Below are 24,520 nucleotides of genomic sequence, written 5' to 3'. Positions count from 1 at the left end.
TTTCCCGCCCACCGGTGAGGTGGCCGGGAACATTCGCGGCGTTCGACGCGTCGGACCCTCGTCACGCCCCGACTCCTGAGGACCTCAGATGAAGACCCGTTCGTTCTTCCGGGCCGCCGCACCGGCCGCCGCCCTGTCCGCGCTGCTCCTGGTCACCGCCTGCGGTTCCGACGACGGCGACCCCGATCCCGACCCCACGTCCAGCGAGACGACCGAGGAGGACTCGGGCCTCTCGGAGTCCGACCTCCGGGACGCGCTCCTGACCGAGGACGACGTGGAGGGCCTCGACGACGGCATCGAGGAGGTCGACGTCGAGGAGGCTGACCTCAGCGGCGACGACATCGTCGATGGCGACCAGGCGTGTGCCGACTTCCTCGACGACGACTACGGCGTCGACGAGGAGGAGAAGGCGCAGGCGGAGTTCGAGGGCGACGCCGTCACGGTCTACTCGACCGTCGAGTCGTACGCCGCGGGCGAGGCCGAGGAGGAGCTCGAGGCGGTGCGCGACCTGTTCGACGAGTGCTCGACCTTCACCCTGGACCTCGGCGGCGCGGAGGCCACGGTCGAGGTCATGACCCTCGACCTCGACGAGCTCGAGGGCTACGACCTCGGCGACGAGGGGCTCGCGATCGACCTGACCTTCACGCAGGAGGGCGCCGAGGTGCTGCGCCAGGGCTACACCCTCGTCCGCATCGGCGACGTCCTCACGATCAGCGGTGCCGCGACCCAGGGCACTCTCGGCGACGACATCATGCTGACGATCTCCGAGGCCGCGGTCGACCGCCTCGAGACCGTCCTGGAGGACGCCGACGCCTGATCGGCCCGGCCCCCTACCGCGTGAATCGCTCGGCGAACGACGCGAACTCTTCGCTCGCGAGGGACGAGGCCTGGGCCCACGACTCGACGTCGAGGGTCGTGGCGAGGTCGCTCGTGGCGGCGACGCGGACCGTCTCCTTGACGTCGGCCATGAGCCGCGGGCTGCGGGACGCGTAGCGCGCCGCGAGCTCGCCCGCGCGAGCCTTCGGATCGTCGACGAGCTCCTGGGCCAGGCCGAGGCGCAGCGCGGTCGCCGCGTCGACGAGGTCGCCGGCGTAGAGCACCGCGGCGGCGTTGCCGGCGCCGATCCGCTGCGTGAGCATCCAGGTGCACCCGCCGCCGGGATGCAGGCCGATCGAGGTGAAGGTGGGGCCGAACTTCGCCTCCGGGCCGGCGATGATGACGTCGCAGGCGAGCGCGATGTTGAGTCCGGCGCCGACCGCCGGGCCGTGGACCGCGGAGATCGTGGGGATCGCGAGGTCGCGCAGCGGCAGGAACGACGCGTACACGTCCAGCAGCACCTGGCGCAGGACCCCGGTCGGACGCGTGCGGTCGCCGAAGAGCCCGTCGAGATCGGCTCCGGCGCAGAACCCGCGCCCCGCTCCGGTCACCACCAGGGCCCGCGCCTCGGTGTCGTCGGCCACCTGATGCACCGCCGCCCGGAGCTCGTCGAGCAGCGGTCGGTCCAGGGCGTTGAGCCGCTCGGGAGCGTTGAGCGTGATGGTGCGGACGCCGCCATCGGCGGTCAGGTCGACGAGTGACATGGCCCGAGCCTAGGCCGCTAGTCTCGGCCGCATGGCTTCGGAAAGCGCCGCGAGCGCAGCGGACGCGCACGGCATGCCCCAGCTCGACGGCGTCGAGCACCGGTGGATCGAGGTCGACGGCGTGAGGATCCACGTGGCCGAGGCCGGCGTGGGCAACCCGGGTGCGCCGATCGTGCTGGTCCATGGCTGGCCGCAGCACTGGTGGTGCTGGCACCGGGTCATCCCGCTGCTCGCCGAGCGTCACCACGTCGTGGCCCTCGACAGCCGAGGCGCGGGCTGGAGCGATGCTCCGCCACCGGGCGGCGACCGCTACGACAAGCGGGTCGTCGCCGACGAGCTCGCCGCCGTGATCGGCGAGCTCGGCCTCGACCGACCCCTCGTGGTGGGTCACGACTGGGGAGCCTGGCTGTCGATCCTGATCGGCGGTCGCCACCCCGACCTCACTCGCGGCGTCGTGGCCACCGCGATCATCGCCCCGTGGACCGACATCCCGGCCAAGGACCTCTGGCGCTTCCTCTACCAACCGCTCGTCGGCGGGCCGTGGGGCGCGCTCCTGCAGCGCGGCCTCGGCCAGTTCGTGCTCCGGCGCGTGTTCGCGGGCGGGTCGCGCGACGGCAAGCCCTGGTCGGACGCGGCGGTCGAGCCGTACCTCGCGCGGTTCCGTGAGCCGGCCCGCGCGGCCGCCGGCCGGTCCACGTACGCCACGTTCCTGACCCGCGAGTTCATCGCGATGCGCAAGCGCGAGTACCAGGCGCCCTACGACCACGTGCCGATCCTGTTCCTGCCCGGCCGCCGCGACGTCGTCCTCGTGCCGCGGCTCGTGGCAGCCGGCCTCGTGGGTCCCACGATGTCGATGCGGGTCGTCGACGACGCCGGGCACTGGGTGCCGGAGGAGCAGCCCGGGGTGCTGGTCGAGCGCATCGAGGAGATGCTCGAGTCGCTCGAGGGCTGATCGACGTAGTCATTCAGGACCGGTGCGGGTTGGTGCTGATGAGTGAACTCTGGTCCGTCGGGCGATCCGGTGGGACGCGCGGCCCCGGGACGGGGCATGATGCATCCGGCGCTCGACTCTCGGACGCTCCCAGCCCTCCAGGAGACTGCATGCGCCACCATCGTTCCCGCCGCCCTCAGGGCCTCGTCACCCGTGCTGCGATCGGCGCCGCTGCGGGACTCGCCGTCGTCGCGTCCGGCACGTCCGGCGCGATGGCCGAGGACGCCACCCAGTCCGACGAGGTCGATCCTTCGACCCAGGTCCTCGAGGTTGAGGAGCCGGCCGGCGACATCGGCGCCAGCGCTGCCTCCGACGAGTCCGCGCCGGAGGCAGAAGCCCCGGACGCCGAGGGTGCCGCCGAGAGCGAGAGCGAGGGCGACGCCGAGGGTGAGGGCGAGGGCGACGCCGAGGGTGAGGGCGCCAGCGAGGCCGACGGTTCCGCCCCGGCGGTCGAGACGGGGGAGGACATGGGCGAGGTCGCCGATCCTGCCGTCCAGCCCGCCGTCGCCCCGGTCTACGGCAGCCAGAAGGTCCGCATCGGCGTGCAGCAGGCCGACGGCTCCTACCTGCCCGAGGGCACGACCTTCGGTGGCACGACGATGTCGATCACGTTGAGCGGGGGCACGACGGAGGGAGGCGCTCCCCTGCCGGACGCGTCGACGACGTGCACCGTGCCCGAGGAGTCGACGGTGTGCGTGCCGGCCGACTTCGCGAACGGCAGCAACCTCGACCTCGAGCCCGGCCAGACGGCGGTCGTGACGCCCACCAGCGTCCCCGCCGGCCTGGTCATCGCCCCGGCCTCCCAGACCGTGCTGCCGGAGCTGTGCTCCGTCCTCGTCGTCGAGGGAGATCAGATCTGCATCCCGAGCAGCAGCACCAAGTTCCTCGACTTCGACGTCTCGGCCGTGCCGGAGACGATCGCGGCAACCACGACCGAGGACCAGCCCGTCGTGATCGACGTCGTCGCCCCGCTCGATCTCGCCCCCGAGAACGGGGTGACCGGCGTGACCGTCACCTCTCAGTCGCCGAACGGCACCGCTGAGGTCACCGGCGACCTGCCCCCGGTCTCCGAGCAGCCCGTCGACCTCGTCGCCATCACGGAGCCCGTCGCGGCGGCCGCCCCGTCGGGCAGCTCGCGCATCGTCTTCACGCCCAACGCGGGGTTCGTGGGCACGACGACCTTCGGTTACGCCGTCGCCACGCAGAACGGCACCCTCACGGGCGTCGCGACCATCACCGTCAACGCGGCCCCGGTCGTGACCCCGCCGGCCGGTCCGGTCGCTCCGGCCGGTGCCGGCAACGTCGGCACGTCGAACCAGGTGCGCTCCCGCGCCGCCGACGGCACCCTGCCGAGCACCGGAGGGCCCGCTGAGGAGCTGCTCGCCGTCGGCGCGCTGCTCGTCGTCGCGGGTGCGGGTGCCATGGCGGCGCGTCGTCGTCCGGGCCGTGGGCCCGTCGGCTGACCCGCGGGACGTCCCCGCCGGCCTCACCCAGGTCGTCGCCCTGGGTGAGGACGACTTCCCGGTGTGGTTCGCCGTCCTGCTATCGGACGACGGGCAGGACCCGCCGCCGGTCGTCCTGCCCGAAGCCGCGGCAGCCGAGCGGGTCGGCGACGCCTGGTTGACCCGTGCCCGGATCGGTGCGGAGGGCGAGGTCACGACGCTCGAGATCAGTACCGGGGTGGCCCCGAAGGCCCCGCCGGTGTGGTTCGCGGAGGTCCCCGAGACAGGACCTCCGCGGGCGATCAACCTCGTGGCGTTCACGGGCTTCGACGTGTCGGACGGCGCGGTGCTCGACCCGGCGGCCCAGTCGAAGGTCACGGGACTCGTGGGCGAGCAGCAGATCGGGTCGATCCGGTGGTACCCGGACACGGGGGAGATGGACCAGGTCTACGTCAACCCCGACTGGCGCCGCCGCAATGTCGCGATGGTGCTCATCGCAGCCTGCGCGACGTACAACCTCGCGATCGGCAAGCCGATGGGCTGGGGCGACGGACAGCGCACGGCGATGGGCGACCGGTGGGTCAACGACAGTGCCTGGGGGCACCGAGCCGCGCCGCTCGTCAACCTCGCGCCGCCGATGACGCCGATGGACGAGCGCTGACCCCCAGTCCTCGGTCGCCCAGTCCTCGGTCACTCAGTCCTCGGACGCCCCGCGTCCGCGGAAGCGGTCCATCGCCCGGCGTTCACGCTTGGTGGGTCGGCCGGCACCGGGATCGCGTCGGGGCATCGCGAGGCGCACCTCGCGGGGCTCGGGCGCCGGCGAGTGGTCCTCGAAGCACTCGACGGCCACCGACGCGCCGACCCGCTTGCTGAGCAGGCGCCGGACCACGACGACGCGCACCCCGCCCGGCGTGGTGGCCTCGACGCGGTCGCCGACGCGCACCGGCTGCGACGGCTTGGCCCGCTTGCCGTTGAGGTGCACGTGCCCGCCCTTGCAGGCCGTGGTGGCCGCGGAGCGACTGCCGAACAGGCGCACCGACCACACCCACGCGTCGAGACGCACGCTCGCCGTGGTCGCCTCGGGGCCGGCTCCGCTCATCCTGCGAGCCTACGTGCGGCAGGCTGGGGGCATGGACATCGAGGACGTGCCGATCTCGGGCGACATGATCCGGCTCGGGCAGCTGCTGAAGTTCACGGGTCTGGCCGAGTCCGGGGCGCACGCCGCCTCGATCATCGCGTCGGGCGACGTGACGGTCGGCGGGGAGGTCGAGACCCGGCGCGGGCGGCAGCTCGTGCGCGGCGACGTCGTCAGCGTCATGGTGCCGACGGGCGCGATCTCGTACCGCATCGCCTGACCCGTCGCCCGGCCCCTCGCTCGGCCCCGCGACCGGTCTCAGGTCGGTGCGGGCGGCATCTCCCGGGGACGGATGCCGACGACGGCGGCGAGGATCAGCACCCCGCCCATCACCGCGGGCGGGGTGAGTCGCTCGTCGAGCAGGACGACCGCCAGGGCCGCTGCGCTGAGCGGCTCGACCAGCGTCGCGACGGTGGCCGCGGACCCCGAGGTCGTGCGGAGCCCCGCGTAGAGGAGCCCGTAGGACAGCGCCAGGGTGAACACGCCCAGGTAGAGGAGCAGGAGCAGGCCCTCGGGTCGCGTGCTCACGACCGGCCCGGACCCGGCGGCGGCCAGCAGCAGGAACGGGGCGAGCACCACGACCCCCACGGACGTCGCACACGTCGTGAGGGCGAGCGGGTCGACGTCTCGAGCGAGGTGGTGGCCCAGCACGGTGGTGGCGGCGTAGGCGGCTCCTGACGCGGTCGCGAGCACCAGTCCGAGGACCGGGGCATCGCCCGGGCCGCCGTGCCCGGCGGAGGCCGCCGAGACGAGGACCAGGCCGGTCAGCGCCGTCCCCAGGACCACGAGCTCGCGTCGTCCGGGTCGGGTCCCGGCGCGGGCGTGCTCCCATCCGGCGGCCAGCACGGGCGCGAGCCCGAGGGACACGACGGTGGCGACGCTGACGCCCACCGCGAGGACCGCGAGGAAGTAGAGGCCTTGGTAGACCGCTGTGCAGCAGCCGACCGCGACCACCACCACCGGTTGGGCGCGGAACGTCGCGACGAGGGAACCGAGCCGCCGGGCGAGGGCCGTGACCGCGACGAGCACGACGGCGGCGACCAGCATCCGCCAGGCGCTCGTCGTCATGGCGCCGAGCCCGTCGTCCTCGTGGAGGATCGTGACGACCAGCCCGCCCGTGCCCCAGAGGAAGCCGGCCGCACAAATCTGCAGCAGGCCGAGGCGCGGCGAGCGCGTCGGATGGGCGGTGTCGCTCGTCACCGGCTCAGGCTAGTGGCGCCCGCGGGACCCGCTCGCGATGCCGTGCGCCCATCCTGCGCTCGGCGACCGTCCCGGGTCGTAGGCTGTGAGCTGGCCGTGGGGAGGAGGACCCGTTGACCAGCTCCGTCACCGACGTCGATGCCCTGATCGCCGAGCAGCACGTCATCGACAGCCCGCCCGCCGAGTGGCAGTCGATCGTCGAGCTCGCGGCCTTCATGGCCGACGTCCCGATGGCCACGATCAACATCCTCACCGCTGACGCCCAGCACCAGGTGGCGGCGGTGGGCTTCGACGCCGCGATCTGTCGTCGGGAGGACTCGATGTGCCGGCTCACGGTCGAGTCCGGCGAGTCGATCGTCGTCGAGGACGCCCGGTTCGACGACCGCTACCGCGACAACCCCTTCGTGACCGGGGTGATCGGCGACGTCCGCTTCTACGCCTCCACCCCGCTCGTGCTGCCGGGCGGCGAGATCATCGGCACGCTGTGCGTCTTCGACCTGGAGCCGCGAGTCCTCGACGCGACCCGGACGGCGTTCCTGCTCACGCTCGCCGATCGGATCGTCGATGTGCTCGGCCTGGCCCAGCGCACGAGCCAGCTCGCCGAGGCCCTGGCTCGCACCGAGGCGCTGCGCGACGAGCTGCACCGCTCGAACGAGCACCTGTCGGCCTTCGCCGGGCAGATCAGCCACGACCTCTCGAGCCTGCTGTCGACGGTCTCGATGTCGATCGACCTCCTCGACGAGCAGATCGACGCCCTGCCGGATCCGCCGGAGGACGCCAAGTTCTGGATCGACACGGCGCAGCGGGGCAGTGACCGCATGGGCGCGATGATCCGCGACATCCTGAGCTTCGCCAGCCTGGGCGGTTCCCTCAGGCTGCGCCCCACACCGCTGGGCGGCGTCGTCAAGGCGGTCGCGCTCGATCTCGGCATCGCCCCCGACGACCCCCGGCTGGCGATCGGTGAGCTGCCGGTCGTGTCCGGCGACGCCGGCCAGCTGCGCGCCGTCGTGCAGAACCTCGTGACGAACGCGCTCAAGTTCGGCGGTGAGGACCCGCGGGTCGAGATCTCGGCGGTCGAGGACCAGGACGCGTGGGAGATCCGGGTCAGCGACCGCGGGGTCGGCATCGACCCGGCCGACGCAGAGCGGGTCTTCGAGCCGCTGGAGCGGGCCCACCCCGAGCTCCCCGGGACCGGGATCGGCCTGGCCACGAGCCGCCGCGTCATCGAGTCGCACGGCGGCACGATCGGCCTGCGGCCCCGCGAGGGTGGCGGCGCCGAGGCCTGGTTCCGCCTGCCCGCCGCGAACACCTGACCTTCGTCAGTCGCGGGGGTCCTCGAGCGTCGCGCGCGCGAGCCGCTCGAACGAGTCGGCGCCGATCTCGACGAGCTCCTCGGTCGTGAGGTCGAGCTCGCCCGCCATGCGCGCCGTGACCAGCTCGGCCAGTCCGGCGACGTAGATGAGGCCCTGGGCCCGAGCGCGCACGGGGCTCCAGCTCGAGGGACCGTAGAGCTCCGTGGCCTCGGTGACGACGAGGTCGGCGAACGTGCCGAGCAGCTCGCGCCGCCTCGCCCGCAGGGCCGGGTGCGCACTCGACTCGACCAGGGCCACGCGCGCGTCGTCGGGGTGGTCGTCGACCCAGGCCGCGAGCGCAGCCAGCGCGGCGTGGGCGCGGGCCGTGGCGGGGCCCTCGGTCTCGGTGATCGCCGCGACCGCTGTTGCGGCGATGTCGTCGGACACCGCGTCGAGCGCGGCGACGAGCGCGGCCTCGCGACCGGCGAACGACTCGTAGAAGTAGCGCTCGGTCAGGCCCGCCTCGGCGCACACCGCCGTCATCGTCGTGGCGCCCTCACCGCGCTCGCCGAGCAGGCGCACCGTCGCGGCCACGAGGCGCTCGCGACGCTCCGCGCGCCGGTCGTCGGCGGAGCGACCGCCGTACGTGCGCGTCGTGCCGGCCGACTCGGCAGGGGAGCTCATGACCGCATCCTCCCACTGCGGTGCTTGACAGGACATGACCTGGGTCACAAACTGACAGGGCTCCCTGTCAGATGGAGGACGGATGTCCACGACCACGCTCACCCACCCTCGGGTGCCCCGACGACGGGCCGTGCCCGTCCTGGGTCCGACGCTCGCCTACATCAACGACCCCCTGGCGCTGATGCGCGACCAGCACGACCGGTTCGGGCCCGTCTCCGAGATGCCGTTCCTCGGTCGCAGGTGGACCGTGCTCACCGGCCCGGACGCCTGCGCCGAGGCGCTGCGCAACCCGGAGAAGGCCTTCAGCAACGAGCTCGGGTGGGACTACCTCGTGGGTCCGTTCTTCAACCGCGGGCTCATGCTGCTCGACTTCGAGGAGCACCACCGTCACCGGCGCCTGATGCAGGAGGCGTTCACCCGCGACCGTCTGCACGGGTACGTCGAGGGCCTCGGCCCGGCCATCTCGCGGGGCCTCGACGCCTGGAGCCCGGGCCGGGGCGTGCAGGTGTACCCCGCGCTCAAGCAGCTCACGCTCGACCTGGCGACCCAGATCTTCATGGGGGGCGCGGACCTCGCCGACGACGCCGAGCTCGACCGGGTCAACGCGGCCTTCATCGACTGCGTGCAGGCGGCCACGGGCTTCGTGCGTGCCCCGGTGCCCGGTACCCGGTGGGGGCGTGCGACCAAGGGGCGGGCGCTGCTGGAGGACTTCCTCGGGCGCCAGGTCGGCGAGAGGCGGGCCTCCGGCGGCGACGACCTGTTCTCGGTGCTCACCCGTCTGACCGACGACGAGGGCACGTCGTTCACCGACGAGGACGTCGTGAACCACATGATCTTCCTGCTCATGGCCGCGCACGACACCAGCACGATCACGGTGTCGACCATGATGCGGTTCCTCGGCCAGCACCCCGAGTGGCAGGAACGGTGCCGCGACGAGTCGATGATGCTGCCCGCGCACCCGGACTTCGACGCGCTCGGCGGACTCACGTCGCTCGACCTCGTGATGAAGGAGTCGCTGCGCCTCGTGCCGCCGGTTCCCGTCCTGGCGCGCCGCACCGTCAAGGACACCGAGATCCTCGGCGTGCCGATTCCGGCGGGCCGCCTCACGGCGGTCATGGTGCACCTCCAGCACCACATGCCCGAGTACTGGACCGAGCCGGAGCGGTTCGACCCCGACCGGTTCTCCGACGAGCGCCGCGAGGACAAGGTGCACCGCCACGCCTGGGAGCCGTTCGGAGGCGGCGTGCACAAGTGCCTCGGGATGCACTTCGCGGGGGCCGAGGTCCGCGCGATCATGCACCAGCTGCTGCGCCGCTTCCGCTGGACCGTGCCGGCCGACTACTCCACCCCCCTCAACTACGGCTCGCTGCCGTTCCCGGACGACGGACAGCCCGTCGACCTCCACCCCCTCACCACCCCAGGAGCTCGCTGATGCCCTCATCGAATGCGCACGACCTCGCCGGACGCGTCGTCGTCATCACCGGAGGCGCGCGCGGGATCGGCCGCGCCACGGCCGAGCGGCTCGCTGCGGCCGGCTGCACCGTGGTGCTCGGCGACCTCGACGGTGCCCTCGCGGCGACCGTCGCCTCCGAGATCGGTCGCGGCGCCCTGGCGGGTGCGCTCGACGTGACGTCGGCCGACTCGTGGCGCGCCTTCCTCGCCGCCACGGCGGAGGCCGGCCCGCCGGACGCGCTCGTCAACAACGCCGGGATCATGCCGATCGGCTCGATCCTCAAGGAGCCCGACGAGGTCACCAAGGCGATCGTCGACGTCAACCTGCACGGGGTCATCCACGGCACCAAGGCCGTCGTGCCGGGCATGGTCGAGCGCGGCCACGGCCACGTCGTCAACGTCGCCTCCGCGGTGGGGCGGCTCGCGGTGGCCGACGGTGCCACCTACTCGGCGTCGAAGTTCGCCGTGGTGGGTCTGAGCGAGGCGCTGCGCAGCGAGCTGGCGCCCGCGGGGGTCGACGTCAGCGTCGTGCTGCCCACCGTGGTGCAGACCGAGCTGTCGGCCGGCGTGCCGGCGGCCAAGGGCGTCAAGCCCGTCACGGCCGACGACGTCGCGAAGGTCATCGAGAGCGTGCTGCGCAAGCCGAAGGCCGAGGTCTGGGTGCCGCGCTGGAGCCAGGCCATCGTCAAGACGACGGGCGCGCTCCCGCGGTTCGTCCAGGAGGCGGTGGCCCGGGCCATGGGCGCCGACCAGGTCTTCAAGAACGCCGACGCCGCGAAGCGCCAGGCCTACGAGGACCGCGCCCGCCGCTCCTAGCCACCCGCCTCGCCACCGGTGGTTGAGGTGTGAGTGCCCTCCAGGGCGCGAGCCTCGAAACCCTGGTCAGTTTCGAGGCTCCTCGCTGGCGCTCGTCGCACCTCAACCACCGGTGGCTGTGTCAGCGGCCGGTCCAGTGCGGGGTGCGCTTCTCGGCGAAGGCCGCCACGCCCTCGCGGGCGTCGTCGGACAGGATCACGGGGCTCGCGAGCTCGCTCTGCCGCGCGAAGCCCTCCTCGGGTGACCAGGTCGGGGCCGCGTCGACGATCTGCTTGCCGACCGTGATCGACAGGGGGGCGTTCGCGGCGATCTTCCTCGCGAGGTCGAGTGCTGCCTCGAGGGCCGTGCCCGGCTCCACGACCGAGTTCACCAGGCCCAGCTCGGCGAGGCGCCGCGCCGGCAGGGGCTCAGCGACGAGTGCGAGCTCCATCGCCACCGGGCGCGGGAGTCGGACGGCGGTGCGCCAGAGCCCGCCCGCGGCGGCGAGCAGACCGCGCTTGGCCTCCGGCAGCCCGAAGATCGCATCGTCCGCGGCCACCACGAGGTCGGCGCACAGCGCGAGCTCGAACCCGCCCGCCAGCGCCGGGCCCTCCACGGCGGCGATCGTCGGCTTGGTCGGCGGCTCCGCCGTGAGCCCGAGCGGCCCGCGCCGGTCGGTCACGGGGATCTCGCCGCGGTGGGCGCCGGAGAGGTCCATGCCGGCGCAGAACGTGCCACCCGCACCGGTCAGCACGATGACGCGCACCGACGCGTCGGCCTCGGCGTCGTCGACGGCACGCTCCAGGGCGAGCGCCATCGGCCGATCGACCGCGTTGCGCACGGCCGGGCGGTCGAGCGTGATGACCAGGACCTCGCCGTGGTCACCGGCGCGGTCCGTGCGGACCGTCGCGGAGGGCGGGGCCGGCAGGTCGGCGGGAGACGCGTCGTCGAGCACGAGCCGGTCGCCGTCGAATCGGATCGTGCGCCGCAGCGGATCGGTCTCCATGAGCATGACGACCTCGTCGGGATCCTCGCGGCGCAGCAGCACGCGGTCGCCGGCCGCCGTGATCGCCGAGACGATCACGGCCTCGGGGTCGCCCACGCGCCCGAACGGCACCGTGACGGCCTCGACCACGGCGGAGGCCTCGAGCGTCGCGAGCACCCGCCGCGCCGGCGGCCGCTCGAACGCCGGCTTGAGGTGGGCGAAGGGGCGGCCCGGGGGCGTGGCCGAGTAGACGCCGAGGGCGTGCTTGGTGGCGTACCAGCCGAGCGAGCTCGAGAGCCCGAACTCCTCCCGCGCCTCGCGCAGCAGAGGCACGATCGTCGAGACCGCGTGCAGCCCGTAGTTGTTGCCGGGGCCGCCGGCCGAGGTCAGCCCGCCCGTCACCGTCAGGGGCCGTGCCGGGTCGGCCCACGGCAGCCCGAGCGCCTTCGCCCCGAGCTGGACGGCGGCGGGGAAGCACGAGTAAAGATCGATCGGACCGAGGTCCTGCGCGGTGATGCCGGCGTGGTCGAGCGCCGCCGACGCGGCCGCGGCGATCGCGGGGGACTCCGCGAGGTCGGCACGTTCGGAGACGAACCACTCGTCGGTCGCCGAGGCGCCCGCGTGCAGGAACACCCACTGGTCCTGCGGCACTCCAGCCGCCTGCGCCGCCGCGACGCTCGCCACGATGACGCCGGCCGCGAGGTCGACCTGCAGGTTCGCGCACATGAGCTTCGTGTACGGGTCGCTGATGCTGCGGTTGTCGGGCGTGGGCGTCGCGATCTCCTCGGCGGTGCGTGCCGTGGGGTCCCACGCGAACGGGTTGTCGGCGGCGACCTCGCTGCCCCGCGCCCAGAGGTCGGCGATGCGGCCCTGGTGCTCGTCGGCGTCCTCGCCCGCGGCGCCCCGCAGCGCGGACTCGATCAGGGCGTAGACGTAGATCGGTGCGCCGAGCCCGACGCCGGTCTCGATCTCGGTGTTGGCCGAGCGGTCGATGCCGATCTCGCGGTCGGGGGCGGCGTCGTCGGCCTGCTGGGTCCACTCCGGGTCCCGACCGACCTTCTGGAGCGCCGAGACGGTCGAGCCGGCCTCGGCGCCCGAGACGAGCACGACGTGCGCGGAGCCGTCGACGACTTGCTGGGCGGCGTCGTTGAGCGCCAGCTGGGCCCCGTCGCCGCCGTACTGGGAGGTCTGCACCGTGGCCGCGTCGTGCGCGCCGACGAGTGCGGCGACGGCACCGGCCTGGTCGCGGTAGGCCCACGAGGCGCTGGGCACGGCGTAGACCACGTCGGCGGCGGCGAGCAGGTCGGCGGTGCCGCCCGCGTCGGTGGCCGCTCGGCGCAGCGCCTCGGCCGAGAGCGCGGTGGGCTCGAGGGGGCCCTCGAGGTCGGGCGTGCGCTGGACGACCTGGCCGACACCGATCACGACCGGGGTCGTGGGGTCGAGCAGTGTGCCGGTGCGCTCGTGCAGGACGGGCTCGTCAGGCACGCGCAGCATGGCGGCACCCCCCTCGAGCAGGGCGGCGAGCGCTGCCAGCGACTCCTGCAGCGCGGACTCGACGCTGCGCACCGCGGTCAGCCCGATGGGTCCGCGCACGGGCGCCCCGTCGAGGGCGCCGTCCATCCGCACGGCGGTGCCGCCGGCGTGCGGTGCGATCGAGCACCACAGGCCCACGGTGATGCCCATCGGACCGGTGCCGCGCAGCGCGTAGCCGGAGTCGTCGGCCCGCTCGACGTGCCAGCGCGCCTGGGCGGGGATGTCCATCAGCGAGATCTGCTGCACGAACTCGGCGCCGGGCTCGATGCGCTCCGGGCGCTCGCCGCGCCACGCGACGTGGAGCGTGAGCCAGTCGGCGGTGCGGTCGAGGTCGCGCACCAGCTCGGCGACCACGGCGGGTGGTGCGGCGACGAACCGCTGGTTGCTCACGGTGCGGGCGTACGTGTCGACGCCGGCCGGTGCGGGGAGGTCGACGGCGACCGCTCCGTCGTCGACGGACTGACGCGCCCCGCCGACCGCGGATCCGAGGGTGTCGACGGCGGTGCGGGTCAGGGCGCGCGCGACGACCCGGGCGCTCTGGGCGCGTCGGACGAGGCGGTCGCGGGAGGAGGCAGGCATCGGAGACGCCTTTCGGTCTGGTCGGACTGTTTAGTCATGATGAGGGACCACCGTCCGACTCCGCAACCCGCGGGGCGCGGCCGCGGTCGACTAGGGTGCCGCCATGGTGGCGACGCAGCGCGCGCAGCAGCAGCGGTCGGTCACGACCCGCGCGAGGCTCGTCGAGGCGGCGTTCGACTGCCTGCTCGACGGCGGCTACGCGGCCACCACGGTCGGCGCCGTCCAGGCGCGCGCGGGTGTCGCGCGGGGCACGTTGCTGCACCACTTCCCGACGCGCAGCGCGCTGATGGCCGGTGTCGTGGAGGACATCATCGAGCGCCGCCTGGAGGTGCTCGGTGACAACCCCCCGGCCGACGGCCCGCTGGCGGGGTCGTGGGACGAGGTCGTCGACCTGGTCTGGCGCGAGCTCCGGAGCCCCGCCTACACCGCGGCCCTCGAGCTGTGGGTCGCCGCGCGCACCGACCCCGACCTGCGCGACGCGCTCGTGCCGCTGCAGCAGCGCATCTTCGTAGCGGTGCACCGCAGCATCACGATCCTGGTCGGCGAGGACCACCCGCAGGCGGCGATGCTCGTGCAGTTCACGATCGACCTGCTCACCGGCTCGCACCTGGCCGGCGTGCTCGAGCCCCGCGTCGGCACCGACCGCGTGGTCACGGCCTGGAAGGTCGCGCTCCGCACGCTCGCCGACGCATGGGACGCGCCGGCCTGACGTCCGGCCAGCGTGACGGGCATCTCGTCGCGCCGGGTTTCGTCTGCGCGACGCGTGGCATACCGTGGGTACGCAATGCGACATCGCAGATGTCCCATACCACCTGTCAATCACGATCGGGAGATGTTCATGACGATCGCACCGGACGCGTTCCGCACCGCACTCGACGCCGACGACGAGCTCGCACGCCTGCTGACTTCCTCGCAGAAGCTCTCGTACGACCCGCAGACCGAGGTCGACTGGGACACCCCGCTCGACCCCGGACACTACGGCCTGAACCCGGAGTGGTGCACGCTCTACGGCACCGACCTCTGGGACGAGATGACGCAGGACCAGCGGGTCGCGCTCACACGGCACGAGGTCGGCTCCATCATGAGCACCGGCATCTGGTTCGAGATGATCCTGCAGCAGATGCTGCTGCGCGAGCAGTACACCGCCGACGTCACGGGCTCAGAGTTCCAGTTCGCGCTGACCGAGATCGCTGACGAGTGCCGCCACTCGCTGATGTTCGCCCGGGCCTGCCAGACCATGGGGGTCCCGCACTACGTGCCGGCGCGCCCCGTCGTGGAGGCCGCACGCGGATTGAAGAGCGTCGCGAAGGCCGAGGTCGCGTACGGCGCGATCCTCGTCGCCGAGGAGATCCTCGACGTCATGCAGCGCGACTGGATGCGCGGGGAGGACGTCCTTCCCATCGTCCGCACGACGAGCAAGATCCACGTCGTGGAGGAGGCGCGGCACATGAAGTTCGCGCGGCACGAGATCCGCCAGCACCTCGAGGGCGCCAGCGCCCTGCGCCGCCGGCAGAGTGCCTGGGTCATCGCGACCGCGGCGTTCGTGATCGTCAAGAGCATGGTGAACCCGGCGGTCTACGAGAACGTCGGCCTCGACCGCAAGCGTGCCCTCGCGGCCGCCAAGGGCAACGAGCACCACCACAACCTCATGCGGCTGAGCTGCGTGCACCTGATGGACTTCCTGTCCGACGTGGGCCTCCTGACGCCGGCGGCGATGCGCCGGTACCGCGCCGTCCACATGCTCTGAGCCGGATCGGAACCGCCCGTGACCTACGTCGTCACCCAGTCGTGCTGCAACGACGCCTCCTGCATGTCGGTGTGCCCGGTCAACTGCATCCACCCGGCCCCGGGGGAGCCCGACTTCGGCCGCACCGAGATGGTCTACGTCGACCCCGACACCTGCATCGACTGCGGGGCGTGCGCCGACGCGTGCCCGGTGTCGGCGATCAAGCCGCTCGACCGGCTCTCCGGTGAGGAACAGGTCTTCATCGACCTGAACGCCGACTACTACCGGGACCGTCCGGCCGAGGACGGCTGGTCGGCGCCGACGTTCCTGCCGGTCACGCCGAAGCGGGACACGCCTCCGCGCGTCGCGGTGGTCGGCTCCGGCCCTGCCGCCTCGTACGCCGCACGGGAGCTGCTCACGACGTCGTCGAGCGAGATCTCGATCTTCGATCGCCTGCCCGTCGCCGGTGGGCTCCTCCGTGCCGGGGTGGCGCCCGACCACGCCGACACCAAGCGGCTGCTCGACATGTTCACGTGGACCTACGACCACCCGCGCACCCACATGTACCTGAACGTGGAGGTCGGCCGCGACGTCACCCACGCCGAGCTGCTCGAGCACCACGACGCGGTCGTGTACGCGGTCGGTGCGCGCGACGACCGGCCGATGGGGCTGGCGGGCGAGGACGAGCTGTCCGGCGTGCACGCGGCGCCCGAGGTCGTCGGTTGGTACAACGCGCACCCGGACGTCGCGGCCGACGCGGTGGAGCTCGACGCCGAGCGTGTCGTCGTGGTCGGCAACGGCAACGTGGCCCTCGACGTCGCCCGCATCCTGCTGTCGGACGTGGACGACCTGGGGCGCACCGACATCGCCGACCACGCCCTGGCCGAGCTGCGCACCAGCGCGGTGCGCGAGGTCGTGGTGGTGGGTCGGCGCGGCCCGGCGAACGCCGCGTTCACGCGGCCGGAGCTGCTCATGATGCCGGCCGGCATCGACGTCGTCGTCGAGCACGACCCACGTGTGGCCGAGGAGATCGCCGACGCCGGACCGACGTCGAAGGCGGCCCTCCTGGCCGACCTGCCGCAGGAGCAGATGGACTGGTCCGCGCCTCCGCCGCCCGGCCGCCGGCTCGTCCTGGCGTTCTTCCGCACGGTCGAGGCGCTCGAGGGTGAGCAGCGTCTCGAGGCCGTGCGGCTCGGGCGTTCCACGGGCGACCCGGCCGAACCGCGCGAGTCGGTCGTGGCTCCCGCCGGTCTGCTGGTCCGGTCCACCGGCCACCGCGGCACCCCGGTCGCGGACCTGCCCTTCGACGCCACCACCGCCACTGTGCCGCACGAGGCGGGTCGGGTCGTCGACCCGGCGACCGGCGCACCGGTCCCCGGCGCCTACGTCGTCGGGTGGATCAAGCGTGGTGCGACCGGCGGCATCGGCGCCAACCGCAGCGACGCCCAGGAGACCGTGGCGACGCTGCTGGCCGACGTGGCCCGCGGCGACGTCGCCACTCCCTCGGGCAAGCGGCGCGAGCTCGAACGGCTGCTCAAGTCACGACGCGTCGACGTCGTGGGACGCCGCCGGATGCGCCGTATCGACGCCGCCGAGCGGTCGCGCGGCGCCGATGCGGGGAGGCCGCGCGTCAAGCTCGCGACCGTGGCGGAGATGCTGCGCCAGCGCTGACCGGGTCGGGCCCTTGCGCTGGCGCGCCGTCCGGCACGACCATGTTCGGACCACGCCCACCGTGCCGGAGGTTCCGATGCTGCTCCACGTCCTCGCCGCGAGGCCGGTGCCGTGAGCGACGCGGACGACTCGAGCCGGTTGGGCGGGATGCTCGTCACGAGGCTGCTGGTGCTTCTCGTCCTCGTGGTGGGCGTCAAGATCGTGGGCGCGGTCGCGGGCGAGGGCACGCCGGCGGGGTCCGTGGAGTCCTCCGAGTCGGCTGAGCTGCAGCCGGCCGTGACCGAGGTCCGGGGAACGTCGACCGCGGCGGTGGAGGCGCGGGCCGCGATGGCCACGTTCGAGGGCCAGTTCCCCGCTGGCTTCGTCTTCCCCGACGTCGACCTGCTGCTGCAGGAGATGTTCCTCGCCGGTGGGACGGGCCCGGTGCAGCTGGGGGCCGGGTTCGGGGAGACCTTCGTCCTGCTTGGCTGGCAGTGCGCGTGGCAGCAGGAGCTCGTGCAGGCCCTGGACGCCGGGTCGCCGAGCCGCGTCGACGCCGCAGCCGCCGAGATGGCGCGCATGTACGGCTTCGCGGTCACCCAGCGCTGGTACGAGGACCCGGAGCGCCGCTGGATCGCCACCGTCGACGCTGCCCTCGACGGTCGGACCAGCGATCTCGAGAGCGCGGTCGAGGACTGCGTCAGCTACCTCGAACCGATCGAGCTCGCGTCGCCGGTCTGATCAGTCGAGCGGGGTCGCGCCTGGCTCGTCAGGCTGTCCGGCTGTTCGGCTGTTCGGCGAGACCGTGTCCGGTGGTCGGACAGGTCACCAGGCGTTCACCTTCTTGGACAAATGTATGGTTGCGAACGGCAACGAGGGGGCGAGAGATGCATCGGGAGTCGGTCGCGCGCGCGGCAGTGGGCATCGCGTGTGCAGCTGGTCTGCTCCACGCAGCGTCGAGCCTGTACTGGGCGCTGGGCGGGTCATGGTTGCTCGACACGGTGGGCGAGTGGGCCGTGGAGCTGGTCGAGGAGTCGCCACTCGAGGCGGGGCTGCTGCTGGGCGTCATCGCCCTGGCGAAGACAGCGGCCGCGGTCATTCCGGTCCTCGTCGACCGAGGGCGGATCCCGTGGCCGAGGTTCTGGCGCGGGCTGTGCTGGATCGGCGGGCCGGTGCTCGTCCTCTACGGAGGTCTCAACGTCGTCGTCAGCGTCGCGGTGCTGTCCGGGCTGATCACGCCTGACGGCGGCTACGACATGGCCGCCATGGTCGGCCACGCGTTCCTGTGGGACCCGCTGTTCCTCATCTGGGGGGCCGCCCTCGTGACCTGGCTGCGACTCACCGCAGACCGTCGACTCAGCGCGGAGGAATCATCATGACCACGCTCTTCGCTGCGATCGCCCTGGTGCTCGGACTCGCACGGCTGGTCATGTTCATCGCGTTGCATCGGGTCGAGAGCGACGACAACGTCGTGGAGCACGCCGTCAGTGACGACGCCGTGGGACCGACGCGCACCGGCGGCACGGCCCTCCCGGGGTGGCGGACGCGGACCTAGGATCGGGGCATGAGCTTCGCGGACCTGCCTCCGCAGTCCTCGTGGCGTCACACCGGCGCCCGTGACGGTCACGAGGTGCTGTTCCACAAGGGCACGCCTGGCGGGCACCTCCTGCGAGGGCACACCACGGCGATCGAGGACGGCGCTGCATGGTCGGTGGGCTACGACGTCGAGACTGACGGCAGCTGGACGACCCGGCGGGTGCGCGCCGTGGCCCGCACGGCCGGCGGTGACCTCGCTGCCGATCTCGAGCGCCGCGACGGTGCCTGGTTCGTCGACGGTGCACCGCGACCCGACCTCGACGGATGCGTCGACGTCGACTTCGAGTCCTCGAGCGTGACGAACCTGCTGCCGGTCCGCCGGCTCACGCTGGCGATCGACGAGACCGTCAGTGTTCCGGCGGCTTTCGTCAGGGCCGACGACCTGCGGGTCGAGCGACTCGAGCAGACCTACACGCGCCTTCGCGCGGAGGGCCGATTCGCCTACACCTCGACGACGTTCGACTTCGCCTGCGAGCTCGAGTACGACGGCTCGGGTCTCATCGTGAACTACCCCGGTATCGCGGTGCGCCTGTCCTGACGCGTTCACGGACTCGGAACAGCCTCGCCCCCTGGCAATCACGACCAGCAGCACGGCGGCGACGAGGCCGGAAGGGCTGGGCGCGCTGGAGCCCGGAATTCTCGGCGGACGTGCGAGGTTGTGGGCCGTGTGACCGAACCGGACGCTCTGCCCACGCACCCGTTCGCGCTCGAGCGGTACAGCCCCATCCGGTTCGACCCGGACCACGTGATGTCCCAGACCGACGTGGAGACCCTCCTCGACGCAGCGCGGAGATCGCCGTCGGCCGGGAACTCCCAGCCGTGGGCGTTCGTCGTCGGGCGCCGGGGCGACGCGGTCCACCGCCGACTGGTCCCTCACCTCGCGCGCAGCTCGGCCCGATGGGCGCCCGACGCGAGCGCGATCGTCGCGAACCTGTCGCACCGGCTCGTCGAGGACTCCGACCTCGAGTACTCGGAGTTCAGCCACTACGACGTCGGACAGGCCGTCGCCCACCTGACCTTCCAGGCCCACGGCCTCGGGCTGTTCGTGCACCAGTTCCGGGCCTTCGACCGGGAAGCCGTGACCGTCGAGTTCTCGGTTCCGCGACACTGGGAGGTCCTGACCTTGGCGGCGATCGGCGTGCCGCACGCCGAGGCGGCGGGTTCCACCGGCGCAGGAACCAGCCGGGACCGGCGGACGGTCGACGAGGTCACCTGGGCGCGCGACCTCTGATGGCGTCTTCCGCTGGACGAACGGTCGGGTCGGCTGGACGCAGGGTCAGGTGGCACGGCGTCCGGATGGGCAGGCTCGAGACATGACGATCCAGACCGAGGTGTCCCCGACGCTCCGCACGCACACGTCCTGGTGGGCCGTGGCGGCGATGATGGCGACGAGCTTCGTGCTCGTGACCGCCGAGTTCCTCCCGCCGAGCCTGCTGCCGGCCATGGCCGCGTCGCTCGGGATCACCGAGGGCCAGGCCGGCCAGGCGGTCACGGTGACCGCGTTCGTCGGACTGCTCACGGCGCCGACGATCGCGGTGATCTTCCCGCAGCTGGACCGGCGGGCCCTGCTGATGTGGCTGACCGTGGCCGCGGCCGGCTCGAACGTCGCCGTCGCGCTCGCGCCCAACCTCTTGACCCTGCTCGTGGCGCGGCTGCTGCTGGGTGCGGCGATCGGTGGCTTCTGGGCGATGTCACTGGCGGTCGCGGCACGTCTGAGCGCGCCGCAGCACTTCGGCCGCGCGGTCATGATGGTCAATACCGGCACGACGGTCGCGACCGTGGCCGGGGTGCCGCTCGGCCTGTACTTGGGCACGGTCTTCGACTGGCGCACGGTGTTCTGGGGCACGGCCGTGCTGACGCTCGCCGTGGCCGTCGCGATCCGCGTCGTCCTGCCGCCGGTGGCGCCCGCCGCCGCGACCGGCTCCCGGAGCCTCGGCGACGCGCTCGCCGTCCCGGGTGTGGCCTGGGGCCTGGTGGGGCACGTGCTGGTGGTCCTGGGGCACTTCGCCGCGTTCACCTACATCCGCGCTGCCCTCGAGCAGACGCCGTCGCTCGACGCGAGCGGTGTAGCGGTGCTGCTGGTGGTGTTCGGCGTCGGCGGCTTCGTCGGCAACCTCGCCATCGGCGTGCTGGTGGATCGTCACCTGCGGGTGCTGCGGCTCGCCGTCCCGCTCCTCATGGCGGCCGGCATCGGTGCGCTGGGGGTGTTCCCGGGCTCCGTCGCCGTGGTGGCCGTGGCGGTGGCCGCGTGGGGATTCTCGTTCGGAGCGTGGCTCACCGTGGTGACGACGTGGATGGCACGAGTGGCCAACGACCTGATGGAGGCCGGGGGCGGCTTGGTCGTGGCCGGGTTCCAGCTCGCGATCACGCTGGGAGCCGGATTCGGCGGGCTCGTCGTCGACGGTCTCGGGATCCGTCCGGCGCTCGTGGTCGGTGCGCTGATCGGCCTGGTGGGTGCGGCGATCTTCAGCACGGCTCGTCTCGGGGCGGACGACCCTCAGGCGGCGTGAGCCGCGGCCGCTCGCTGCGCCGCGCGCCACTGTGACGGCGAGGCTCCGACGTGCCGCCGGAACGCGCGGCTGAACCCCGCGTCGGACTCGTACCCCAGGCGGTGGGCCACCTCGGTCACGGTGGACTCGTGGCGCGCGAGCAACGCCTTGGCCGCGTCCATTCGGGCGGCTGCGAGGTAGGTGGCGGGGGACTGGCCGAGCAGCTCGCGAAAGCGCAGGGCGAACGCCGACCGCGACATCGCGGCTGAACGGGCCAGCTCGTCGACGCTCCAGCTCCGGCCGAGGTTGCCGTGCAGCTCCTCGAGCGCGCGACCGACGTGGGGGTCCTGCACGTCGCGCAGCCAGTCGGGCGCCGCGCAGCCGAGCTCGAACCAGCGGCGGATCGCGACCGAGGCGACCATCGTGCCGATACGACTGCAGATGACCGCGTCGCCGTCCCGCGTCGATCCGATCGGGGCGCACCCGGCCTGCATCTCGTCGATCAGGCCGATGACCCGGGGCTCGTGCTCGGAGAACCGGCGGACGACCATCGCATCGGGCAGGCTGTCGAGGGCCGTGCGACCGGCCACGGCGGGCACCATGGCCACCTCGATCGTCGAACCGGCCGTCGTGGCCCGCAGCCGTCGGCGCTGACCACGGGCGAAGAGGACCAGGTCGCCGGCTGTCAGGTCGATCGGGTCCTGCTCGTCGACACGCACGGTGACCGATCCGACGGACACGTAGAGGAAGCCGGCCGCTCCGTCCCTGCGCTCGTGGGACGCCCCGGCGTCCAGGACACGGCGTCCCGACCCCACGAGTGTCCAGTCCAGGGCGGCGAGCGCCCGATCGAGCGAGGTCCGGTGCTGCGCGACGTCCGGAGCGAGACTCATGCTGAGAGCAGCGCCTGCGCGGAGCGGGCTATTCCGGGTGTCGTCTCGGCCCGAGGCCCCGGTGAGGGCGTCGAGGCATCCTGTCGTGCTCCGGTCTGCCGCACCGTCGACCGGCTCAGGGGATGATGCGGCGGGTGCGGAGGTCGTCGAAGATCCGGACGAACATCTCGCGCGTGTCGACGAAGGAGTGGAAGCCGAACCGTCGGGCCTTCGATCCGTCGGCGATGACGTCGTAGTCCCACGCCAGGACGAAGTCGCCGAACTGCCAGGACGAGACGTCGGAGTAGGGCGTCGGCTCGAGCTGATTCTGCTGCACGATCTCGTCCCAGACCGGCTCCTTGTCGGCCATCACGTCGTCGAGTGACAGGGGCAGCGGCGGAGCGGTCTGCAGGTCGAAGTAGTCGGCGATGACCGGCCACATGTCCTGCCAGCGGAAGAGGTCGCCGTTGGTGATGTTGAAGGCCTGGTTGGCGCACTCCGGCGTCGTGGCGGCCCACAGAGTGGCCTCGGCGAGCAGCGTGGCATCCGTCATCTCGACGAGGCTGGTCCAGGCCCCGGGCTTCCCGGGGAACCGGAGGGGCACGTCGAGGTGCTTCGCGATCGAGGCGTAGGTGGCGAGGAGCACCGCCAGGTTCATCGGGTTGCCCAGGGCGAAGCCGCACACGACCGAGGGGCGCAGGGCGGACCAGGTCCAGGTGCTGCCTGGCTGCCGGCGCTCCAGGAACTGCTGCTGGTCCACGTTGAACTCCGGCGGCATGTGCGGCGGGTCGTCCTCTCGCGCGGGAGTCTTGAACGGACCGAGATGCGCGCCGTAGACCTTGTAGCCCTGCATGAGGTTGATGTGCTCGAGGCGGGGGGCGATCGGCTCGATGGCGTCCACGGTGTTGACGAGCATCGCGACGTTGGGTGGTACGAGCTCGGCCCAGGTGGGACGGTCTTGGTAGGCGGCATAGAAGATGTGCGTGACGTCGGTGAGGCCGGACAGCTTCGCTCCCGCGTCGTCGCGGTCGAGCAGGTCAACGGCCACGTGCCGCACACGACCTGAGTCCGCACCTCCCCGCCGAGAGAGGCCGATGACGTCCCACTCGCCGGTCGACTCGAGGTGATCGACCAGGTTTCCACCGATCACTCCGCGCGCGCCGACGACCAGTGCGACCTTGCGTTCCCGGGACATGGCTACTCCAAATCGTTAGATCGTGATGTGACGATCAATTTAGCAGTCTCATCGCGTTTGTGCGATATGTCGTAGGCTGGGGTCGTGGACGGGATCCTGCAGGAGGACGAGCTGGCGGCCGCGCTCAAGGCGTTGGCCAACCCGGCGCGCGTGCGCATCCTGGGCTGGCTGAAGGATCCCGAGTCCTTCCCCCCGCAGCTCGAGCCCGCCACGGAGGTCGGGGTGTGCCTCAAGCACATCCAGGCGCGGGCAGGGGTCTCGCAGTCGACGGCGTCCCAGTACATGGCCGCGCTCGCAGCCGGCGGACTCGTCGTCGCCACGTCGGTCGGGAAGTGGACGCACTACCGGCGCGACGAGCAGCAGATCTCTCGACTCGCCGAGCACTTCCGTAGCGAGCTTTGAGGGCGGCCAGCCCGCCCCACGTTCACTCCTGGGCCTGGCGAAGGGTCACTGCGTCGCGTTCGGGCATCGCGATCTCCCTCAGGTGCGCGGTGGGCCGTCGGATCGATGAGCCCGCTCGTCGGGCAGGAGGTGCTTTGACAGCGTCGCCATCCCGTCGCCATTCGTCGGGCCGGCCGTGAAGCCCTCGGACTCGTAGAACCTCAGGTTGATCCGGCTGGCGGCTCCCGTGTTCAACCGGATGTGTGTGGTGCCGGACGTCGCCACCGCCTGCGCATGGCGCAGGAGTGCCGTGGCCACGCCGCGCCGCCGATGGTCGACGGCCACCATGAGCCGACCGATCCACCAGGCGTCGCCGTCCGGCCACGCCTGGACCGAGGCGACCAACCTGCCGCCGCGTCGCACCATGACGCTGTAGTGGCGCGGGACGAGCGACCAGGCCCGTGACACCTCGGCGATCATCGCCCGGGACTCGGGAGAGCCGCTCGGGAATGAGGTGGCGCTCGGCACGTCGTCGGACTTCACAGGTCGACCGTAGTGGCGACGTCGGACTCCGTGCGGGAGCCGATGACGGGATCCCTCGGGGACTCGCTTCGCTCGTGGGGGTGGGGCCCACTCGATTCGAGAGCATCGGCTCAGAAGACCGCTTCGCGGTAGGTGGAGAGTGGTTCACATATACTGCAATTGCAGGCCTTTCCGGGCATCGACAGGGTCTCGCTCAAGGGTTTCAATGGTTTTGCCAATGGGTTCTCGGGGATTTCCCATCGGTTCTGAAGGGATTGCGAGGGGGGCTGGATGGCCCTCAGAAGCTCTGTGATTCGTCAGTTCGCCGTCGGGTGGTCGGACGTTCGATGTCACCCTGCGGGAGGGATCTCCAGAACGTTCGGTTTTTGCTAACGGGTTTTCTGCGGGAACGACGAAGCGAGGC

General features: G+C 72.2%; 26 protein-coding genes. 18 read left to right on the top strand and 8 right to left on the bottom strand.

Translation table 11 applies throughout. The features are described 5' to 3' along the window. Positions 1 to 88: 88 nt before the first annotated feature. Positions 89 to 817 carry a hypothetical protein gene (locus V6S66_RS16600; protein ID WP_334207907.1) on the top strand — a complete coding sequence of 243 codons (729 nt, stop codon included), beginning with the start codon at positions 89 to 91 and terminating at the stop codon, positions 815 to 817. A gap of 13 nt (positions 818 to 830) precedes the next feature. Here V6S66_RS16600 and V6S66_RS16595 read toward each other — a convergent pair whose 3' ends face one another. Then, entirely contained in the window at positions 831 to 1,580 is a 750-nt protein-coding gene (locus V6S66_RS16595) for an enoyl-CoA hydratase (protein ID WP_334207906.1), read from the bottom strand. Between the two features lie 31 nt (positions 1,581 to 1,611). On the opposite strand from V6S66_RS16595, the gene V6S66_RS16590 reads away from it, so the two are divergent. The 3 genes from V6S66_RS16590 (at position 1,612) to V6S66_RS16580 (ending at position 4,674) form a co-directional block, all read left to right on the top strand. Next, on the top strand, positions 1,612 to 2,532 hold the full coding sequence (locus V6S66_RS16590; protein ID WP_334207905.1) for an alpha/beta fold hydrolase: 921 nt from the start codon (positions 1,612 to 1,614) through the stop codon (positions 2,530 to 2,532). Positions 2,533 to 2,681: 149 nt separating this feature from the next. Beyond that, positions 2,682 to 4,034: a hypothetical protein gene (locus V6S66_RS16585; protein ID WP_334207904.1), complete on the top strand. Its 1,353-nt coding sequence runs from the start codon at positions 2,682 to 2,684 to the stop codon at positions 4,032 to 4,034. Next, positions 4,018 to 4,674 (top strand): hypothetical protein, encoded by a 657-nt coding sequence (locus tag V6S66_RS16580; protein ID WP_334207903.1) that lies wholly within the window; start codon positions 4,018 to 4,020, stop codon positions 4,672 to 4,674. The genes V6S66_RS16585 and V6S66_RS16580 overlap by 17 nt, the downstream gene beginning before the upstream one ends. Positions 4,675 to 4,707: 33 nt before the next feature. Here V6S66_RS16580 and V6S66_RS16575 read toward each other — a convergent pair whose 3' ends face one another. Then, positions 4,708 to 5,112, bottom strand: a complete 405-nt coding sequence (locus V6S66_RS16575) for an RNA-binding S4 domain-containing protein (RefSeq protein WP_334207902.1) — start codon at positions 5,110 to 5,112, stop codon at positions 4,708 to 4,710. Positions 5,113 to 5,143: 31 nt separating this feature from the next. Between V6S66_RS16575 and V6S66_RS16570 the strand changes: the two genes are divergently transcribed. Next, positions 5,144 to 5,368 carry an RNA-binding S4 domain-containing protein gene (locus V6S66_RS16570; protein WP_334207901.1) on the top strand — a complete coding sequence of 75 codons (225 nt, stop codon included), beginning with the start codon at positions 5,144 to 5,146 and terminating at the stop codon, positions 5,366 to 5,368. Between the two features lie 38 nt (positions 5,369 to 5,406). Here the strand turns inward: V6S66_RS16570 and V6S66_RS16565 are convergent, their stop codons facing one another. Next, complete coding sequence (locus V6S66_RS16565) at positions 5,407 to 6,348, bottom strand: DMT family transporter (RefSeq protein ID WP_334207900.1); 942 nt, start codon at positions 6,346 to 6,348, stop codon at positions 5,407 to 5,409. Between the two features lie 113 nt (positions 6,349 to 6,461). On the opposite strand from V6S66_RS16565, the gene V6S66_RS16560 reads away from it, so the two are divergent. Next, a complete protein-coding gene (locus tag V6S66_RS16560; protein WP_334207899.1) occupies positions 6,462 to 7,661 on the top strand; it encodes a sensor histidine kinase in 1,200 nt (399 codons plus the stop codon). Between the two features lie 6 nt (positions 7,662 to 7,667). Here the strand turns inward: V6S66_RS16560 and V6S66_RS16555 are convergent, their stop codons facing one another. Next, the gene (locus tag V6S66_RS16555) at positions 7,668 to 8,324 is read right to left on the bottom strand and encodes a TetR/AcrR family transcriptional regulator (RefSeq protein ID WP_334207898.1); all 657 of its coding nucleotides are present in this window, start codon (positions 8,322 to 8,324) and stop codon (positions 7,668 to 7,670) included. 82 nt (positions 8,325 to 8,406) lie between these two features. Here V6S66_RS16555 and V6S66_RS16550 point away from each other — a divergent pair, with 82 nt between their 5' ends. Both V6S66_RS16550 and V6S66_RS16545 read left to right on the top strand, forming a co-directional pair. Continuing rightward, the gene (locus V6S66_RS16550; protein ID WP_334207897.1) at positions 8,407 to 9,756 is read left to right on the top strand and encodes a cytochrome P450; all 1,350 of its coding nucleotides are present in this window, start codon (positions 8,407 to 8,409) and stop codon (positions 9,754 to 9,756) included. Next, positions 9,756 to 10,592: an SDR family oxidoreductase gene (locus V6S66_RS16545; protein ID WP_334207896.1), complete on the top strand. Its 837-nt coding sequence runs from the start codon at positions 9,756 to 9,758 to the stop codon at positions 10,590 to 10,592. Before V6S66_RS16550 ends, V6S66_RS16545 begins: the two co-directional genes overlap by 1 nt. Positions 10,593 to 10,713: 121 nt before the next feature. On the opposite strand, the gene V6S66_RS16540 is transcribed toward V6S66_RS16545, so the two are convergent. Then, positions 10,714 to 13,668, bottom strand: coding sequence for a type II toxin-antitoxin system Rv0910 family toxin (locus tag V6S66_RS16540; protein WP_334207895.1), 2,955 nt, complete (start codon positions 13,666 to 13,668; stop codon positions 10,714 to 10,716). A gap of 103 nt (positions 13,669 to 13,771) precedes the next feature. Here V6S66_RS16540 and V6S66_RS16535 point away from each other — a divergent pair, with 103 nt between their 5' ends. The 9 genes from V6S66_RS16535 (at position 13,772) to V6S66_RS16495 (ending at position 21,150) form a co-directional block, all read left to right on the top strand. Then, positions 13,772 to 14,377: a TetR/AcrR family transcriptional regulator gene (locus V6S66_RS16535; RefSeq protein ID WP_334207894.1), complete on the top strand. Its 606-nt coding sequence runs from the start codon at positions 13,772 to 13,774 to the stop codon at positions 14,375 to 14,377. Positions 14,378 to 14,506: 129 nt separating this feature from the next. Then, positions 14,507 to 15,415, top strand: a complete 909-nt coding sequence (locus tag V6S66_RS16530) for an AurF N-oxygenase family protein (RefSeq protein ID WP_334207893.1) — start codon at positions 14,507 to 14,509, stop codon at positions 15,413 to 15,415. 18 nt (positions 15,416 to 15,433) lie between these two features. Continuing rightward, positions 15,434 to 17,065, top strand: a complete 1,632-nt coding sequence (locus V6S66_RS16525; RefSeq protein WP_334207892.1) for a 4Fe-4S binding protein — start codon at positions 15,434 to 15,436, stop codon at positions 17,063 to 17,065. Positions 17,066 to 17,176: 111 nt separating this feature from the next. Beyond that, a complete protein-coding gene (locus tag V6S66_RS16520) occupies positions 17,177 to 17,785 on the top strand; it encodes a hypothetical protein (protein WP_334207891.1) in 609 nt (202 codons plus the stop codon). A 146-nt stretch (positions 17,786 to 17,931) separates the two neighbouring features. Further along, positions 17,932 to 18,423 (top strand): DUF3995 domain-containing protein, encoded by a 492-nt coding sequence (locus V6S66_RS16515; RefSeq protein ID WP_334207890.1) that lies wholly within the window; start codon positions 17,932 to 17,934, stop codon positions 18,421 to 18,423. Continuing rightward, a complete protein-coding gene (locus tag V6S66_RS16510; protein WP_334207889.1) occupies positions 18,420 to 18,599 on the top strand; it encodes a hypothetical protein in 180 nt (59 codons plus the stop codon). The genes V6S66_RS16515 and V6S66_RS16510 overlap by 4 nt, the downstream gene beginning before the upstream one ends. A gap of 9 nt (positions 18,600 to 18,608) precedes the next feature. Continuing rightward, entirely contained in the window at positions 18,609 to 19,178 is a 570-nt protein-coding gene (locus tag V6S66_RS16505; protein WP_334207888.1) for a putative glycolipid-binding domain-containing protein, read from the top strand. 129 nt (positions 19,179 to 19,307) lie between these two features. Further along, complete coding sequence (locus V6S66_RS16500; protein WP_334207887.1) at positions 19,308 to 19,871, top strand: nitroreductase family protein; 564 nt, start codon at positions 19,308 to 19,310, stop codon at positions 19,869 to 19,871. An 82-nt stretch (positions 19,872 to 19,953) separates the two neighbouring features. After that, positions 19,954 to 21,150 carry an MFS transporter gene (locus V6S66_RS16495; RefSeq protein ID WP_334207886.1) on the top strand — a complete coding sequence of 399 codons (1,197 nt, stop codon included), beginning with the start codon at positions 19,954 to 19,956 and terminating at the stop codon, positions 21,148 to 21,150. Here the strand turns inward: V6S66_RS16495 and V6S66_RS16490 are convergent. Together V6S66_RS16490 and V6S66_RS16485 are read right to left on the bottom strand one after the other, a co-directional pair. Next, positions 21,138 to 22,019, bottom strand: coding sequence for an AraC family transcriptional regulator (locus V6S66_RS16490; protein WP_334207885.1), 882 nt, complete (start codon positions 22,017 to 22,019; stop codon positions 21,138 to 21,140). The genes V6S66_RS16495 and V6S66_RS16490 overlap by 13 nt on opposite strands. A gap of 115 nt (positions 22,020 to 22,134) precedes the next feature. Further along, positions 22,135 to 23,193, bottom strand: a complete 1,059-nt coding sequence (locus V6S66_RS16485) for an SDR family oxidoreductase (protein WP_334207884.1) — start codon at positions 23,191 to 23,193, stop codon at positions 22,135 to 22,137. Positions 23,194 to 23,277: 84 nt separating this feature from the next. Here V6S66_RS16485 and V6S66_RS16480 point away from each other — a divergent pair, with 84 nt between their 5' ends. Next, positions 23,278 to 23,595 (top strand): ArsR/SmtB family transcription factor, encoded by a 318-nt coding sequence (locus tag V6S66_RS16480; protein WP_334207883.1) that lies wholly within the window; start codon positions 23,278 to 23,280, stop codon positions 23,593 to 23,595. Between the two features lie 78 nt (positions 23,596 to 23,673). Here V6S66_RS16480 and V6S66_RS16475 read toward each other — a convergent pair whose 3' ends face one another. Beyond that, a complete protein-coding gene (locus V6S66_RS16475) occupies positions 23,674 to 24,117 on the bottom strand; it encodes a GNAT family N-acetyltransferase (RefSeq protein ID WP_334207882.1) in 444 nt (147 codons plus the stop codon). Positions 24,118 to 24,520: the final 403 nt, after the last annotated feature.

The sequence above is a fragment of the Aeromicrobium sp. Sec7.5 genome (assembly GCF_036867135.1).
Lineage (GTDB): Bacteria > Actinomycetota > Actinomycetes > Propionibacteriales > Nocardioidaceae > Aeromicrobium.
Note: the sequence above shows the minus strand (reverse complement) of the source record. Positions and strands in the feature narration are given on the sequence as shown.